Below are 14522 nucleotides of genomic sequence, written 5' to 3' on the forward strand. Positions count from 1 at the left end.
GACGGCATCTACAGAAGGGCGCGGGCGATGGGCGATAGCCCTGTCCGCGCCGGTCAACGCGCAGGAACCCGCGTTGCCCTTTTGCAACGGTTCCCCACCGTCTGAAGCCGGACAAAAGAAACTCCCATTCCAGCCACGAACCCCGCTCACAACGCCGTGAGACTAGCAGGGGAACTACGATGCGTGCACAGCGCGTTTGGAAAGTGAATGGGGCCGCCAGCATCGGGCAGCTCCAATCGAGACTGGATGACCTCAACAAGCGTCTCGGTCAGCTCGAAAGCCAGCATCCGAAGAGCTGGAGGCTCGAAGAACTGAGATCCGGCGCGCTCAGCCTGTCGCGCGAGATCGACGACATCCGCTGCGCCGAGGCGACGGCGGCCTTGAGCGAGCTCTTGCGGAAGTAGAGCGTCGGGCGATTCGAGCGACGTGCGAGGAACCAACCTTCCTCGACGCCATTGCCATGCTGAGCATGGAGCAGAATCATGACCAGGCACCTGACGCGAGCCCATCTCGCGCGCGGGGTGGCCGGCGCGGTGTCCACGCTGGTCCTGTGCGCGACGGCGGCATTCACCATCGCCCACCACTTCGCGCTGTGAGGGATTTCGCATGACGTCCGATCCCGAGGAGTCGGTGAGGCTGCAAGGTTTTGGCGAGATGACGTTGCGCACCGCCGTCGCGACACTGATGGCGCTCGCGCCGCGCGAGCGATCCGATGCCGCCATCTTCCGTGTCCGCGACGGCGTGCGTTTGGCCTCGAGCGAGATCGGCGAACTTGCCTCCGACTGGGGGATGACACCGATGGCTGAAGTCAGGTCTCCAAGCCTCGTCCCGGACCAGCACTGGCCGGACATCGTTCGCGGCATGGTGCGCGAGGCGCCACTGCCGGCACTGATGGTGGCGTTCCTGGTGGGCGTGTTGGTGGCGCGGCGGTAGTCTACTGACCTACTGTCCAGCATCGGACCATCGGCCGGCGAATGTAGAGCCATGCCGCCGCGGCAGATGCCCCTGCCCGGCCAAATCGGCCGTGGACCCGCCCCGAAAATCGTTGCAAAAAGGCGCTCCCGAGGCGCTAGCGGCCGGTCCGCCAAGCCTCTGGAAAACGTCGACTTTTGGAAGAATGGTCGGAGTGGCAGGATTCGAACCTGCGACCCCTGCGTCCCGAACGCAGTGCTCTACCGGGCTGAGCCACACTCCGACAAGAAGGCGGCTTATAGCGTCGGGTTTGACGCACCGCAAGCGGCCGGCATGAGGAATTTTGTCCCTGTGAAAACGGGTCTTGAAACGCTGATTTTACCGGCCGGCGCGGCCGGCGCGGAAGCTGCCGCCCGGATTTTGGCCGCCGGCGGGCTGGTCGCGTTTCCGACCGAGACGGTCTACGGGCTCGGCGCGGACGCCGCCAATGCCACCGCGATCGCCCATCTTTACGCCGCCAAGGGGCGGCCGGCCTTCAATCCGCTGATCGCCCATGTCGCCGATCTCGCCGCCGCGCGCCGGATCGGGCGTTTCGACGCGCGTGCGTTGAGGCTTGCGGAAGCGTTCTGGCCGGGGCCGCTGACGCTGGTGGTGCCGAAGACGGACGACTGTCCGGTGGCCGAGTTGGCCACCGCCGGGCTCGACACGGTCGCGATCCGCATTCCCGCCCATCCGGTGGCGGAGGCGATCCTGCACGCCTTCGGGGGGGCCGTGGTGGCGCCGTCGGCCAACATCTCCGGCCATGTCTCGCCGACACTGGCAGCCCATGTCGAAAGCGACCTTGCCGGACGGATCGACCTGATCGTGGACGGCGGGCCTGTTACGGTCGGCGTCGAATCGACCATTGTCGGCTGTTTCGACGCCCCGATGCTGCTCCGCCCCGGCGGGCTGTCGCGCGAGCGGATCGAGGCCGTGCTCGGCGCGCCGCTGGCGCGGCCACCTGTAGAGGCCGAGAGCGACGACAGCCAGCCGCTGGCGCCGGGCATGCTGGCCTCGCATTACGCGCCGCGCGCCAGCGTGCGGCTCAATGCGCGCGATGTGGCCGCGGGCGAAGCGCTGCTGGCGTTCGGCCCCGATCGCCTGCCGGGCCTGGAGGCCGCCGCCGCTGTCATGAATTTGTCGCCCGCGGCTGATCTCGATGAAGCCGCCACCAATCTGTTCGGCTATCTTCGCGCCCTCGATGCGAAGAGCCCGCGAGCGATCGCGGTGATGGCGGTGCCGGAAGAAGGACTTGGCGAGGCCATCAACGACCGGCTGCGCCGGGCCGCGGTCGCCCGATAGCGCATGATCCGGAAAAATGTGCAGCGGTTTTCCGATAAGATCATGCGCAAGAGATAAGAGCGAAGAAGAGACAAGAGCATGAACGTCAATAAATCTGCCACCCCGCCGCTTGCGCCCGAATTGATCGAACAATTCCGCAAGATCGTCGGCGACCGCCATGCCATCACCGGCGCGGCCGACATCGAGGCTTACGTCACCGAGGAGCGCAACCTGTTTCACGGCCGCTCGCCGCTGGTGCTGCGCCCGGGCTCGACGGCGGAAGTCTCGGCGATCTGCAAGCTCGCCTCCGCGCACGGAATCGCGCTGGTGCCGCAGGGCGGCAACACCGGGCTCGTCGGCGGCCAGACGCCGCACAACGGCGAAGTGGTGGTGTCGCTGCGCCGGCTCGACAAGATCCGCGAGGTCGACACCGCCTCCAACACCATGACCTGCGAGGCCGGCGTCGTGCTCCAGGTCGCGCAGCAGAAGGCGGCTGACGTGGACCGGCTGTTTCCGCTCTCGCTCGGCGCGGAAGGAAGCTGCACCATCGGCGGCAATCTCTCGACCAATGCCGGCGGCACCGCCGCGCTCGCCTATGGCGTCGCGCGCGAGATGGCGCTGGGGCTCGAGGTGGTGCTCGCCGACGGTCGCGTGCTCAACGTGTTGTCGAAGCTGAAGAAGGACAACACCGGCTACAATCTGCACAACCTCTTCATCGGCGCGGAAGGCACGCTCGGCATCATCACCGCGGCCACGCTCAAGCTGTTTCCGAAGCCGCGGGCGGTCGAGACCGCGTTCGTCGGGCTGAAATCGCCGGCGGCGGCGCTGAAGCTGCTGACCATCGCGCAAGGCGAAGCCGCGAACGCGCTGACGAGCTTCGAACTGCTGTCGGAGATGGCGGTCGACTTCTCGGTCCGCCACGGCATCGACGTGCGCGATCCGCTTGAGCATAAGCATCCCTGGTACGTGCTGATGGAATTGTCCGCAGCCAGCGACGATGCCCGCACGCCGCTGGAGACGATCCTGACGCGCGCCATGGAAGACGAGATCGTCGACGACGCCGTGATCGCGGCCAACCTCACCCAGCGCAACGGCTTCTGGAAGCTGCGCGAGGAGATGTCGTCGGCGCAGAAGCCGGAGGGCGGCTCGATCAAGCATGACATCTCCGTGCCGGTCGCCGCCGTGCCCGCCTTCATCGACGAAGCCAATGCCGCCGTCGTGAAACTGATCCCGGGCGCGCGGCCGGTGCCGTTCGGCCATCTCGGCGACGGCAATCTGCATTACAATGTCAGCGAGCCCATCGGCGCCAACACCGCGGATTACCTGGCGCGCTGGCACGAGATGAACGCGGTCGTGTTCGAGATCGTGCTGCGCATGGGCGGCTCGATCTCGGCCGAGCACGGCATCGGCGTGCTCAAGCGCGACGAACTGCCCGAGGTGAAGGACAAGACCGCGATCGAGCTGATGCGCTCGATCAAGGCGATGCTGGATCCGCAGGGCATCATGAATCCGGGGAAGGTGCTGTGAGCGTCTCACTTACGATCGATGCGATCACCGACGCCGATGTCGAGCCCGTCGTCGCGCTGTGGCAGCGCTGCGGCCTGACGCGGCCCTGGAACGACCCGCATGCCGACATCGCGCTGGCGCGGCGGCGCGACAATTCGACCGTGCTGATCGGCCGCGATGGCGGCGCGATCGTCGCCACCGCCATGGTCGGCCATGATGGCCATCGCGGCTGGGTCTATTACGTCGCGGTCGATCCTGATGGGCGCAAACGCGGTTTCGGTCGCGTCATCATGGCGGCTGCCGAGGACTGGCTGCGGCAGGCCGGCATTTTGAAGCTGCAGCTGCTGGTCCGCCGCGAGAACGCGCAAGCCAATGTGTTCTACCAGTCGCTGGGTCTCGAGGAATCGACCTCGGTGATGTTCCAGAAGTGGCTCGACGGCCGCGCTTCCACAACGTAGCTGGAAAACAGCAATGACCATTTCCGATCGCGTCCGCATCAAGGACGTCCGCGTGCTCTCGGACGGCTGGACCACGCTGAAGACCACGACGTTCGAGTACCGGCGCGCCAATGGCGAGTGGCAGACGCAGCACCGGGAAACCTATGAGCGCGACAACGCCGCCGCCGTGCTTCCGTATAATCGCGCACGGCGTACGGTGATTCTGGTACGCCAGTTCCGCCTGCCGGCCTTTATCCGCGGCTACGACGATCTCCTGATCGAAGCCGCCGCCGGCGTGCTGGACGATGCCTCCCCCGAGGTGCGCATCCGCGCCGAGGCCGAGGAGGAGACCGGCTATCGCCTGCACCACGTCCACAAAGTGTTCGAGGCCTTCATGAGCCCCGGCGCCATCACCGAGAAGCTGCATTTCTTCGTCGCCGAATACGAGCCGGAGATGCGGGTCAGCGACGGCGGCGGCCTCGAGCACGAAGGCGAGGACATCGAGGTGCTGGAGCTCTCGATCGACGAGGCCTTGGCAATGATCGCGGACGGCCGCATCATCGACGCCAAGGCGATCATGCTGCTGCAATACGCGGCGCTGCATATTTTCAGGTGAGTTACGCTTTCTTCCTTCTCCCCCTGTGGGAGAAGGTGGCGCGAAGCGCCGGATGAGGGGTACGCGTCCGCAAATTCAGAAAGAGCGGACTCGCGGAGAGATACCCCGCCGCTCCGCGGCGAGCCACCCTCTCCCGCAAGGGGAGAGGGGAAGACAGCGCAATCGGCTCCACTAAGCCTGCAATTCTGCCCTGCGCCGCCCCGCCCCGGTTGAGCTACCCCAAAACTATCTCTAGTCTGGTCCCAACCAAGAACCAGGAGACGCGCCCCATGTCCGCTTCGCGCGATGACGAATTCGGCTTTGCGCCCGACTACGACTCCCCCGTCCCCTATATGCAGCGCACGCGCGATTATTACACCGCGATCGGCTACGCCACGCCGTATCGCTGGGCGCATTACTCGGAGGCGCCGTTCCAGCCTCTGAAGAAACCGCTGTCGCAATCGCGCGTGACGATCATCACCACGGCCGCACCTTACGATCCCACCAAGGGCGATCAGGGGCCGGGCGCGGCGTACAATGGCGGCGCCAAATTCTACCAGGTCTATGACGGCGACACCTCGAAGCAGCACGATCTGCGCATCTCGCACATCGGCTACGACCGCAAGCACACCACGGCGACCGACAACGGCACCTGGTTTCCGCTGCCGCAGCTCTTGAAGGCATCTGCCGCAGGCCGCATCGGCGAGGTGAGCCAGCGTTTCTTCGGCGCGCCGACCAACCGCAGCCATCGCGTCACGCTCGACACCGACGCGCCAGAAATCCTGGCGCGCTGCCTCGCTGACAAGGTCGATGTCGCCGTGCTGGTGCCGAACTGCCCGGTCTGCCACCAGACCACCGCACTGGTGGCGCGGCATCTCGAGGCCAACGGCATTCCGACCGTGGTGATGGGCTGCGCCAAGGACATCATCGAGCATGCCGCCGTGCCGCGCTTCTTGTTCTCGGACTTCCCACTCGGCAATTCCGCGGGCAAGCCGCACGACGTCGCCTCGCAGGCGCAAACGCTGGAGCTCGCGCTGAAACTGCTGGAGACCGCGAGCGGTCCGCAGACCACGATGCAGTCGCCGCTGCGCTGGAGCGAGGACGCCTCCTGGAAGCTCGACTACAACAACGTCGCACAGCTCTCGCCTGAAGAGCTGGCGCGCCGCCGCGCCGAATTCGACAAGCAGAAGGAGATCGCGCGCGGCAACCGCGCCGCCTGACGTCCTCCGACAACAACAAACAAAGGGGAGAGCGACGTGACGCGACCGTTCGAGGGCGTGAAGATCCTGGACTTCACGCAAGTGCTGGCCGGCCCCTATGCGAGCTACCAGCTCGCGCTACTCGGGGCAGATGTCATCAAGGTCGAGCGGCGGGAGGGCGAGGACATGCGCCGCACGCCGCTCAGCCGCGAATGGGCCGAGCGCGGGCTCGCGCCGGCGTTCCAGGCCATCAACGGCAACAAGCGCAGCCTGACGCTCGATTTGCAAAAGCCCGACGCCATCGCGATCGTGAAGAAGCTCGTGGCGCAAGTCGACGTCGTCATGGAGAATTTTCGCCCGGGCGTGATGGACAAGCTCGGCATCGGCTACGAGGCTCTGTCGGCGATCAATCCAAAACTGATCTATTGCGCCGTGTCCGGCTTCGGCCAGACCGGCCCGGACCGCCTGCGGCCCGGCTATGACGGCAAGATGCAGGCGCTGTCGGGCATCATGGCGATCACGGGCCATCCCGAGACGGGGCCGACGCGCGCGGGCTTTGCGGTGTGCGATGTGCTCTCGGGCGCCACGGCCGCATTCGGCGTGTCGAGCGCGCTGTATCAGCGCGACCGCACCGGCAAGGGACAGCTCATTGACGTCTCGATGCTGGAGGCGACGATGGCGTTTCTCTCGGGGCAGATCGCGGACTGGTCGGTCGCCGGCCATCGCCAGCAGCTGTCGGGCAACCAGGCGGTGAGCCGCCGGACCACGGCAAATCTGTTCAGATGCGGCGACGGCCACATCCTGCTCGCCGTCAACAACGAGAAGCAGTATCGCGCGCTGATGTCCGCGCTCGGCCGCGAGGACACGCTGTCAGACCCGCGCTTCGCCGACTGGTTCGCGCGCAACGAGAACGAGAGCGCATTGCGCGCCATCATCGAGGAGGCGCTGGCGGCCAGGCCTGCGCGCGAGTGGGAGACAATCCTGGAAGATGCCGGCGCGCCGTGCGCCAGCATCTGGAAGGTCGAGGAGGTCATCGATCATCCGCAAATCAAGGCCCGCGGCGCGATCCAGGAGCTGGATACGCCCTACGGCCGCCTGCGCTTTGCCGGCAGCGGCTTCAAGCTCGCCCATGGCGGCGGCCGGCTGGACCGGATGGCGCCGGAATTGGGTGCGGATACGGATGCGGTGCTGGGTGAGCTGGGATTCGATGCGGCGGAGATTGCGGCGCTCAGAGCCAAAGAGATCGTGTAGATTGCGTAGGGTGGGCAAAGGCGCAACGCGCCGTGCCCACCGTCTATCCACTTGCTTGAAACACGATGGTGGGCACGCTTCGCTTTGCCGACCCTACGGCACCGCCGCCTAAAACAACGACCCCTGCCCGTCATCTGACGAGCTAGCAGCAACCTTCCGGGCCGCCTTCTTCGGTTTCGCCGCCTCTGCCTCGGCCTCCATCTCATCCGCACTGATCGGCAACACGAGCTGATCGTCGTCATTGGCGACGCGGGTGGAGACCGGGTGCCAGGCGAATTCACCGATGCGCGGGGCGGACATCAGCGGGAACACCGCGTCGACATCGTCGCCGCGGCTGTCGAGCCAGCGCTCGAAATCGCGCGGGCTGATGGTGACGGGCACGCGGTCATGCAGCGCGGCGAGATCCTCGCCCGCCGCCGCCGTGACGATCGCGACGGTGTCGAGCTCCTCACCGTTCGGCCCGACCCAGGTCTCGAATACCGCCGCAAAGCCGAGCGGCTCGCCGTCGGCGCGGTGGATGAAGAAGGGCTGCTTGCGGCCGCCCTCCGCCTTCCATTCATAATAACCGTCGGCCGGGATCAGGCCGCGGCGCCGCCGAATCGCGTTCTTGAAGGCGGGCTTTTCCAGCACCGTCTCAGAGCGCGCGTTGATCAGGAGCGTAAATCCCTTGGGATCCTTGACCCAGCTCGGCAACAATCCCCAGCGCATCAAGCGGAAATGGCGCGCGCCGTTCTCGAGCAGCACGACCGGAATCGGTTGTGTCGGCGCGACGTTGTACCGTGGCGGGAAATTCGGCTGCTCGATGTAGCCGAACAGTTGCCGTAAAGCCGCGGGGGCCGAAGTTATGACGAAGCGTCCACACATCCTTGGCTATCTATATAGGGTCCGTTCAGGTCGTTTTAACCCCGAACGCTAACACTGCGGCAGATGAGCTCAAAGGCCTCCCAACCCGCGCGGACGCATGTACAGACGGGCCCCGAGGCCGCCGCCTGGGCCGAGCGGCTGCGCGTGGCCAACATCAACCCGCGAACCGGGCTTGCCACCGACTATCTCAACCATTTCAATGAAGCCGTGATGCTCCTGGAAATGGTCCCGGACATGCCGGAATGCGCCGAAGATTTTTTGACCTGGTCGCCGCTGTCCTATGCCGAGCATTTCACCGCGTCGAATTTCAAGGCACGGGATCTGGCCATCGAAGCCTATGAGAAGGCCGATCCGAACGTGCGCGCCCAGTTCGACCACATCACTGATACCATGACCTCGATCCTGACAGCGGTCGGCTCGGCTATGCGCGAGGTCGAGAAGGACACGACCCGCGTCCGCCTCGCCGAGCAGGCCACGCTCTGGGTCAAGCCGCTGATCGCGGCCTGCGGCGGCATCATCAATGGCGGCGCGGAAGCCGACGTCGACACCATCATGGCGAATTGAGCCAAGGGCTGTTGAAGGGTTGTTGAAGATATGTCTGCGGTCATCCAGCCCACCCACCCCCAGATCGCGGTCAGCGCCGCCATCTTCCGCGACGGCAAGGTACTTCTGACCCGCCGCGCCCGCTCGCCCGCCAAGGGGTTCTATTCGCTGCCCGGCGGCCGGGTCGAGTTCGGCGAATCGCTGCACCAGGCGCTGGCGCGCGAGGTCGACGAGGAGACCGGGCTCGCCATCGAGATCATTGGCCTCGCCGGCTGGCGCGAGGTGTTGCCGGCCGCAGCCGGCGCCGGCCATTACCTGATCATGTCCTTTGCCGCCCGCTGGGTGGCCAAGGAGCCGGCTCTCAACGACGAGCTCGACGATTACCGCTGGATCGCCCCCGACGCCCTGGCGAGCCTCGGCGACCTCAAGCTGACCGGGGGGCTGGAGGAGGTCATCCTGTCGGCCGCCCGGCTGATCGGGCCCTGACTGCCCCGTCTTGCGTCATCCGCCCCAAGGGGGCATACACCCCGCCGATGTCCACGCGATTTCTGGCCATTTTTGCCCTGATTCTCGCCTGCGCCTCCGTGCCCACGAAGGCCCAGGACGTGGCGGCGCCGTTTGACGCCGATTTGCAGCGTCTGGCGGAGATTTTGGGCGGCCTGCACTATCTGCGCGGCATCTGCGGGTCCAACGAGGGCAACAAATGGCGCAGCGAGATGCAGGCGCTGATCGATGCCGAAACCCCCTCAGGCGAGCGCCGCACCCGCATGATCGCCGGCTTCAACCGCGGCTATAACGGCTTCCAGCAGACCTATCGGAGCTGCACACCGGCCGCGACGGTGGCGATCCGGCGCTATATCGAGGAAGGCTCGAAGATCTCGCGCGATCTCACGGCGCGTTACGCGAACTAGCTCTCCGTCGTTCCGGGGCTCGACGAAGTCGAGAGCCCGGAATCTGGAGGGTTCTGTGAGGTCGCGCTCACGCGAGGGCGCGGCAGGCGCTTATGACGCGACCTCATTGAAGCCGGATTGAACGAAGGCGCGGGAGGCTATTCGCGGTTTTGCAGCTATGGGGATTGTTCGAGATCGCCATGCCCGATCTGCTGGCTCGGCGCGTGAGGCAGAGACACAGGAGTGCGCATCCTGGAAGAGTTGAGATCAGACGCGCTTCGCCTGAGATCGCGATAGGCCTTTTGCTGCATCGGACGGTTGTTGTCGCGCAGTGTGACAGCACGGATTCGACATCGTCCGCGATGATCGAGACGCTGGGAGCGAAATGACGAATGATGATCGTCGTGCACGACATGACTTGGCTCACGATGTGTCGCATCGGAACGGTGATGTTCGAGGGCTGGGGCGTCTGAAGCTATGTCGAAAGCGCTCAATGATGCGCATGACGCCACCACAATCGGGACAGGCAGGAACCTCGGCCCAGGTTTGAGCCTCCGAATCCACAGGCGACGGCTGGCCATCGTTTGGGGCTGTTCGCTCATGATCGAGAAGTTCGCGGCAAAGGGCGAGCTTGGCAGCGCGATGGCGGTTGGCCATGAAGCCGAAGTGGCGGATGCGGTGGAAGCCGTCAGGCGGCGTATGAAGCAGGAAACGGCGAATGAACTCATCGGGCTTGAGATTCATGATCTTTGTCGCGCTGTTTTGGCGATAGTCCTTCCATGAGAAGGCGACATGATCGTCGTCGAGTGCGACGAGCCGGCTGTTGGCGATCGCGACGCGATGGGTGTAGCGGCCGAGATAGGCCAGGACCTGTGCGGGTCCGCCGAAGGGCCGCTTGGCGTAAACAACCCAGTTGATGCGTCGCATGGCGTCGAGGTGGGCCGCAAAGGCAGCCGGCTCGGCCAGAGCTCCGAGATCGCCGAAGAAACGCAAGGCACCGGAGTTGAAGGCTGCCGACAGACGTTTGAGAAAAAGTGTGCGAAATAGTCTGGACAACGGTTTGACGGCCAGGAAGAAGTTCGGTCGGCAAGCGGTCCAGCGCGCGCCATCGGGCGAGAGGCCGCCACCCGGAACGACGCAATGGACGTGGGGATGATGCATCAGCGTCTGTCCCCAGGTGTGGAGGACGGCGACGCCGCCGATCGCACCGCCGAGCCGGCGTGGATTGGCGGCGAGCGTCGTCATCGCCTCGGCGGCAGCCTTGAACAGGATGGCATAGACGACGGCCTTGTTCTGGAAAGCGATCGCGGCGATCGGTGCGGGAAGTGTAAAGACGACGTGGAAATAGGGAACCGGAAGCAGGTCGGCTTGACGCGCGGCGAGCCACGCGGCTCGGGCTCTCCCCTGACACTTCGGACAGTGCCGATTGCGGCAGGAATTATAGGCAACGCGTGTCGTGCCGCAGTCGTCGCAAGCCTGCATGTGGCCGCCGAGCGCCTCGGTCCGGCACGCAACGATCGCGCTCATCACGCGCCGCTCGACCCGCCCCAGATGACCGGCATGTACACGGCGATAGGCGTCGCCATGCCGGCGCAGAATATCGGCAATCTCGATGGCGGGCCTGTTGGAGCGGATGTCGGAGCGGGTCATGACCCGCATCCCGCTGCGGGTCATCCAGGTGGCGTCACCTCCAGCGACAGGCGATCGAGCGGGCTCTGCGTCGCTCGGATCGTATCGGTGGCGACCTGCGTGTAGCGCGCTGTCGACGACAAATTATTGTGCCCGAGCAAGACCTGGATGATCCGGATATCGGTTCCGTTCTCGAGAAGATGTGTCGCGAAGCTGTGGCGCAGCGTGTGCGGCGTGACGCGCTTGGTCAGGCCCGCAGCCTTCACCGCCGACCGGCAGGCGGCATGCAGCACGGTCTGATCGATCGGATGATCTTCGTCACGACCAGGGAACAGATAAAGCCGCGGCCGGGCGAGCCGCCAGTAGGTGCGCAGGATGCCCAGCAGCTGGGGCGACAGCATCACGTTGCGATCCTTCGCGCCCTTGCCGTGGCGCACCTGGATGACGCCGCGGGCGCTGTCGATGTCTTCGATCCGCAGTCCCGCAACCTCCGAGGCCCTGAGCCCGGCCGCATAGGCGGTGGTGAGCGCGGCGCGGCTCTTCAGGCTCGATACCGCTTCAAGAAACTGAACCACTTCGTCGGCGCTGAGAACGACCGGCAGCTTGCGCGGTTCTCGCGCATAGGGAATGCGCTCTGGGATGAGCGCCTCGCCGAGCGTGACGCCGTAGAAAAACCGTAGCGCACAGACGATCTGGTTCAGCGCCGGCCATGAGATGCCGGTCGAGACCAAATGCACCTGGAAGGCGCGGACGTCTTCCAGCTCTAACCGGTCAGGCGATCGGCCAAAATAGCGGCTGAACTTCGAAACCGCGCTGATGTAGGATCTTTGCGTCGCCGGCGACAGATTGCGGACGGTCATGTCTTCGATCATGCGGCGGCGAAGAGGGCTCAAATCGGCCATCTCGATACTCCTGTCTGAGGGGGTGGGCTCCAACACCCACATCCTCTCAGCCAGGAGGCGATCTATGCCACCTTGCCCCCTACGCCGCGGCAGCGGCTTCGTTCAATCCATCGTGCGTCAGAGTTGGAGGCGCGATGGATTCTCAGATGCGCAATTGCGCATCATAGCTCGCGCTACGCGCGACCCGGAATGACCGAGTACCGGAACCCTGTCATCGACTTTGTTCACAGCCGTTAACCGTTCCTAAAGATGTGGCCTAGCGGGCGTTAATACGCGTGCTACACCTTTGGTACAGCGCATCGCCGTGGATCGCGCCCCAGCCCTGATCGAGTTTCATGAGCCATTCAGTGTCCTACGCCCCCGCCCGCGCGCCGCTGCCCGATCACGAGCAGAAACAGGCCGCGCTGAGCTATCTCAACGAGGCCTGGGCCGAAGCGCGCCATGATGGCGTCGACGGCGACTGCCTGGCGCAGGCGAGCCTGTTTGCGGCATTCGCCGAGCTCGTCGGCACCTACGGCGAGGATGCGGTGGCGAAATTCGTCGAGGGCTTTCCGGGCCGCATCCGCAACGGCGAATTCTCGGTCACTCTCGCAAGGCAGTAAGCTGCTTGCGAAAAATGCCCCGCCACACGGGCGGGGCCAGTCTACGGATGAATGACTTGGCGAACGGGATGTGGCGAACAGGTTCGCGAAGTCTGCTGCGTTTATCGCACGGAAGCCGCCTCCCCCGGACAAGCATTAGTCTCGCGGTGACCGGGAGATATTCCCACTACGATCGGGAATGCACTCCCTCCTCCCTCACGGCGCGACCTTGAGCGTCGCTTTCATGTTGGGATGATAGCGGCAGTAATAGTCGACTATTCCCCCCTTCTTCAGAACAAACGTTGCCGATTTCTTCGGTGGCAGCATCACGTCGAAATCGCCGTTCTTCGCCGTGGCGGTGTGCGCGAACACGTCCTTGTTGATCCATTCGATGGTATCACCGACCTTCGCGGACGTTTCGGCCGGTGAAACCACGAGATTTTCCATTGTGATCTGAATGGTCGCGGCGCGCGCCGGGACGACGATCGACAGCAAGACGACCGCAAGCGCGATCGAAGCGAGGTGTCCCGGCTTCATCCCACCCCCCCTATTTCAGCTCGGCAGCGACATGCTCGGCGTGCTGCTGATGGCCCTGAAAAATCTTCAGGCCGGTCTGCAACAGGCTCTTGAGCTCGGCATTGCCGGCGGACGGGATGAGCTGGGTTTCCAGCGCGCCGTTGACCGCCTTGTGGTAGGCGACCTCGTTCGCGACATAGGCCTTGTCGAAGGCCGCGCCGCTCAGCTTGTCGAACTCAGCCAGCTTGTCGATCGCCTGCTTCGACAGCGCCTTGCTGGTATCGTTGTCTTCAGGCGTAACGTTCAGCTTCTTGACCAGCGCCAGCGCCTGCTTGTTGACCGCCTCGTGGTCGCGCAGCATGTCCTCGGCAAACGCCTTGACGTCCTTGTTCTTGGCCTTTTTTGCGCCTGCTTGGCCGCGTTGATGTCGATCACGCCCGCTGTGTAGGCGATGTGAGCGATCTGCGGATCGGTGGGCTTGTCGGCTGCGCTCGCGCCTTGCAGCAGCGCCGGGCTCGACAACAGAATTGCCGCGGCGATCGCCGCGCTCCATCGGGTGAACATGTTTGAAACTCCTGTGCTGCCGGACGGTTTGCCGGCGTTGCTTCACAGGCGTTGGATGGGATTTTCGCGCAAACGTTCCCGAAAAACTTCAGCCGCCGCTGCCGAGTCGCTTCAGCACCGATACGGTCAGCCGCTCGCAGCGCCACCCGGCAAACGGGAACGCATCCATCACCACCGGACCGATCTCCTTCTCGACGTTCTCGCGCAGCATGGTGCGCGCACGGTGCAGCCGCGTCTTCACGGTCTCGGGCTTGACGCCGAGCAGATCGGCGGTCTCCTCGATGTTCATCCCCTCCATGACGCGCGCGACGAAGACCATGCGGAACACATCCGGCAGTTCGTCGATTGCGCGTTCGACGACGCGCTGGATTTCACGTTGGGCCATGGTCCTTTCCGGATCGCCTGCGGGAGAAACGGGAAATTTTATGATCTGCGCGTCGAGCGCCTCTTCCGGCAGCGCGCTGAGCTCGACATGCGGCTTGCGGCTTCGCGCCCGGCCAAGCGCCTCGTTGATGGCAATGCGCGACAGCCAGGTCGACAGCCCGGACTCGCCGCGAAAGTCGTCCAGATGGGTAAAGGCCCGGACATAGGTTTCCTGCACCACGTCCTCGGCTTCGCTGTCGTTGCGCAGGATACCGCGCGCAAGACGGTAGAGCCTGCGGTTGTTGGCCTGCATGATCTCGCGCAACGCGGCCTCGTCACGGCCCCGCGCGCGATCGACCAGTTCGGCTTCCGATGCTCTGGCGCCGGTGGACAGGCCGGCTGCGGTCCGCTGCATGGTGGTCACCTGTTTCCATTCGTTCCGGACATTGG

General features: G+C 64.8%; 17 protein-coding genes, 1 tRNA gene and 1 pseudogene. 12 read left to right on the top strand and 7 right to left on the bottom strand.

The window, feature by feature from the left end:
• Nucleotides 1-179 precede the first annotated feature (179 nt).
• Both HAP41_RS35570 and HAP41_RS35575 read left to right on the top strand, forming a co-directional pair.
• Nucleotides 180-404 carry a hypothetical protein gene (locus HAP41_RS35570; protein ID WP_166086707.1) on the top strand — a complete coding sequence of 75 codons (225 nt, stop codon included), beginning with the start codon at nt 180-182 and terminating at the stop codon, nt 402-404.
• Between the two features lie 202 nt (nt 405-606).
• The gene (locus HAP41_RS35575; RefSeq protein ID WP_166086699.1) at nt 607-933 is read left to right on the top strand and encodes a hypothetical protein; all 327 of its coding nucleotides are present in this window, start codon (nt 607-609) and stop codon (nt 931-933) included.
• 185 nt (nt 934-1118) lie between these two features.
• Here the strand turns inward: HAP41_RS35575 and HAP41_RS35580 are convergent.
• Nucleotides 1119-1195: transfer RNA gene (locus tag HAP41_RS35580), tRNA-Pro, on the bottom strand.
• Between the two features lie 50 nt (nt 1196-1245).
• Between HAP41_RS35580 and HAP41_RS35585 the strand changes: the two genes are divergently transcribed.
• From HAP41_RS35585 to HAP41_RS35610, 6 genes are all read left to right on the top strand, one after another.
• A complete protein-coding gene (locus HAP41_RS35585; RefSeq protein ID WP_166086689.1) occupies nt 1246-2253 on the top strand; it encodes an L-threonylcarbamoyladenylate synthase in 1008 nt (335 codons plus the stop codon).
• A gap of 78 nt (nt 2254-2331) precedes the next feature.
• Nucleotides 2332-3759: an FAD-binding oxidoreductase gene (locus HAP41_RS35590; RefSeq protein ID WP_166086662.1), complete on the top strand. Its 1428-nt coding sequence runs from the start codon at nt 2332-2334 to the stop codon at nt 3757-3759.
• Nucleotides 3756-4196 (top strand): GNAT family acetyltransferase, encoded by a 441-nt coding sequence (locus tag HAP41_RS35595; protein ID WP_166086639.1) that lies wholly within the window; start codon nt 3756-3758, stop codon nt 4194-4196. The genes HAP41_RS35590 and HAP41_RS35595 overlap by 4 nt, the downstream gene beginning before the upstream one ends.
• Before the next feature lie 13 nt (nt 4197-4209).
• Nucleotides 4210-4791: an NUDIX hydrolase gene (locus HAP41_RS35600; RefSeq protein ID WP_166086634.1), complete on the top strand. Its 582-nt coding sequence runs from the start codon at nt 4210-4212 to the stop codon at nt 4789-4791.
• Between the two features lie 269 nt (nt 4792-5060).
• A complete protein-coding gene (locus tag HAP41_RS35605; protein WP_166086616.1) occupies nt 5061-5990 on the top strand; it encodes a glycine/sarcosine/betaine reductase selenoprotein B family protein in 930 nt (309 codons plus the stop codon).
• Nucleotides 5991-6026: 36 nt separating this feature from the next.
• Nucleotides 6027-7220 (top strand): CaiB/BaiF CoA transferase family protein, encoded by a 1194-nt coding sequence (locus tag HAP41_RS35610; RefSeq protein WP_166086606.1) that lies wholly within the window; start codon nt 6027-6029, stop codon nt 7218-7220.
• Between the two features lie 108 nt (nt 7221-7328).
• On the opposite strand, the gene HAP41_RS35615 is transcribed toward HAP41_RS35610, so the two are convergent.
• Complete coding sequence (locus HAP41_RS35615; protein WP_166086551.1) at nt 7329-8084, bottom strand: SOS response-associated peptidase; 756 nt, start codon at nt 8082-8084, stop codon at nt 7329-7331.
• A gap of 63 nt (nt 8085-8147) precedes the next feature.
• Between HAP41_RS35615 and HAP41_RS35620 the strand changes: the two genes are divergently transcribed.
• From HAP41_RS35620 to HAP41_RS35630, 3 genes are read left to right on the top strand one after another with little or no spacing between them, the layout of a single operon-like run.
• Nucleotides 8148-8648, top strand: coding sequence for a hypothetical protein (locus tag HAP41_RS35620; protein ID WP_028152167.1), 501 nt, complete (start codon nt 8148-8150; stop codon nt 8646-8648).
• A 30-nt stretch (nt 8649-8678) separates the two neighbouring features.
• Nucleotides 8679-9113 carry an NUDIX hydrolase gene (locus HAP41_RS35625; protein ID WP_166086546.1) on the top strand — a complete coding sequence of 145 codons (435 nt, stop codon included), beginning with the start codon at nt 8679-8681 and terminating at the stop codon, nt 9111-9113.
• 47 nt (nt 9114-9160) lie between these two features.
• Nucleotides 9161-9538, top strand: coding sequence for a TIGR02301 family protein (locus tag HAP41_RS35630; protein ID WP_166086529.1), 378 nt, complete (start codon nt 9161-9163; stop codon nt 9536-9538).
• 402 nt (nt 9539-9940) lie between these two features.
• On the opposite strand, the gene HAP41_RS35635 is transcribed toward HAP41_RS35630, so the two are convergent.
• On the bottom strand, nt 9941-11167 hold the full coding sequence (locus HAP41_RS35635) for an IS91 family transposase (protein ID WP_166053869.1): 1227 nt from the start codon (nt 11165-11167) through the stop codon (nt 9941-9943).
• A 20-nt stretch (nt 11168-11187) separates the two neighbouring features.
• On the bottom strand, nt 11188-12048 hold the full coding sequence (locus HAP41_RS35640; RefSeq protein ID WP_166079017.1) for a tyrosine-type recombinase/integrase: 861 nt from the start codon (nt 12046-12048) through the stop codon (nt 11188-11190).
• 335 nt (nt 12049-12383) lie between these two features.
• Here HAP41_RS35640 and HAP41_RS35645 point away from each other — a divergent pair, with 335 nt between their 5' ends.
• On the top strand, nt 12384-12650 hold the full coding sequence (locus tag HAP41_RS35645; protein WP_014497305.1) for a hypothetical protein: 267 nt from the start codon (nt 12384-12386) through the stop codon (nt 12648-12650).
• A 195-nt stretch (nt 12651-12845) separates the two neighbouring features.
• On the opposite strand, the gene HAP41_RS35650 is transcribed toward HAP41_RS35645, so the two are convergent.
• From HAP41_RS35650 to HAP41_RS35660, 3 genes and pseudogenes are all read right to left on the bottom strand, one after another.
• Nucleotides 12846-13166, bottom strand: a complete 321-nt coding sequence (locus HAP41_RS35650; RefSeq protein ID WP_166086500.1) for a cupredoxin domain-containing protein — start codon at nt 13164-13166, stop codon at nt 12846-12848.
• A 10-nt stretch (nt 13167-13176) separates the two neighbouring features.
• Nucleotides 13177-13709 (bottom strand): annotated as a pseudogene (locus tag HAP41_RS35655) (DUF4142 domain-containing protein).
• Nucleotides 13710-13797: 88 nt separating this feature from the next.
• Nucleotides 13798-14487, bottom strand: coding sequence for an RNA polymerase sigma factor (locus HAP41_RS35660; protein WP_166086492.1), 690 nt, complete (start codon nt 14485-14487; stop codon nt 13798-13800).
• Nucleotides 14488-14522: the final 35 nt, after the last annotated feature.

It is taken from the genome of Bradyrhizobium barranii subsp. apii (genome assembly GCF_011516635.5).
Classification (GTDB): Bacteria; Pseudomonadota; Alphaproteobacteria; order Rhizobiales; family Xanthobacteraceae; genus Bradyrhizobium; species Bradyrhizobium barranii.

Bases quoted from the DNA above. Each gene is read 5' to 3' on its own strand.
- HAP41_RS35605 (WP_166086616.1), top strand. From the start codon at position 5,061: ATGTCCGCTTCGCGCGATGACGAATTCGGCTTTGCGCCCGACTACGAC.
- HAP41_RS35645 (WP_014497305.1), top strand. From the start codon at position 12,384: ATGAGCCATTCAGTGTCCTACGCCCCCGCCCGCGCGCCGCTGCCCGAT.
- HAP41_RS35575 (WP_166086699.1), top strand. From the start codon at position 607: ATGACGTCCGATCCCGAGGAGTCGGTGAGGCTGCAAGGTTTTGGCGAG.
- HAP41_RS35615 (WP_166086551.1), bottom strand. From the start codon at position 8,084: ATGTGTGGACGCTTCGTCATAACTTCGGCCCCCGCGGCTTTACGGCAA.
- HAP41_RS35600 (WP_166086634.1), top strand. From the start codon at position 4,210: ATGACCATTTCCGATCGCGTCCGCATCAAGGACGTCCGCGTGCTCTCG.
- HAP41_RS35620 (WP_028152167.1), top strand. From the start codon at position 8,148: ATGAGCTCAAAGGCCTCCCAACCCGCGCGGACGCATGTACAGACGGGC.
- HAP41_RS35625 (WP_166086546.1), top strand. From the start codon at position 8,679: ATGTCTGCGGTCATCCAGCCCACCCACCCCCAGATCGCGGTCAGCGCC.
- HAP41_RS35660 (WP_166086492.1), bottom strand. From the start codon at position 14,487: ATGCAGCGGACCGCAGCCGGCCTGTCCACCGGCGCCAGAGCATCGGAA.
- HAP41_RS35630 (WP_166086529.1), top strand. From the start codon at position 9,161: ATGTCCACGCGATTTCTGGCCATTTTTGCCCTGATTCTCGCCTGCGCC.
- HAP41_RS35585 (WP_166086689.1), top strand. From the start codon at position 1,246: ATGAGGAATTTTGTCCCTGTGAAAACGGGTCTTGAAACGCTGATTTTA.
- HAP41_RS35635 (WP_166053869.1), bottom strand. From the start codon at position 11,167: ATGACCCGCTCCGACATCCGCTCCAACAGGCCCGCCATCGAGATTGCC.
- HAP41_RS35570 (WP_166086707.1), top strand. From the start codon at position 180: ATGCGTGCACAGCGCGTTTGGAAAGTGAATGGGGCCGCCAGCATCGGG.
- HAP41_RS35650 (WP_166086500.1), bottom strand. From the start codon at position 13,166: ATGAAGCCGGGACACCTCGCTTCGATCGCGCTTGCGGTCGTCTTGCTG.
- HAP41_RS35640 (WP_166079017.1), bottom strand. From the start codon at position 12,048: ATGGCCGATTTGAGCCCTCTTCGCCGCCGCATGATCGAAGACATGACC.
- HAP41_RS35590 (WP_166086662.1), top strand. From the start codon at position 2,332: ATGAACGTCAATAAATCTGCCACCCCGCCGCTTGCGCCCGAATTGATC.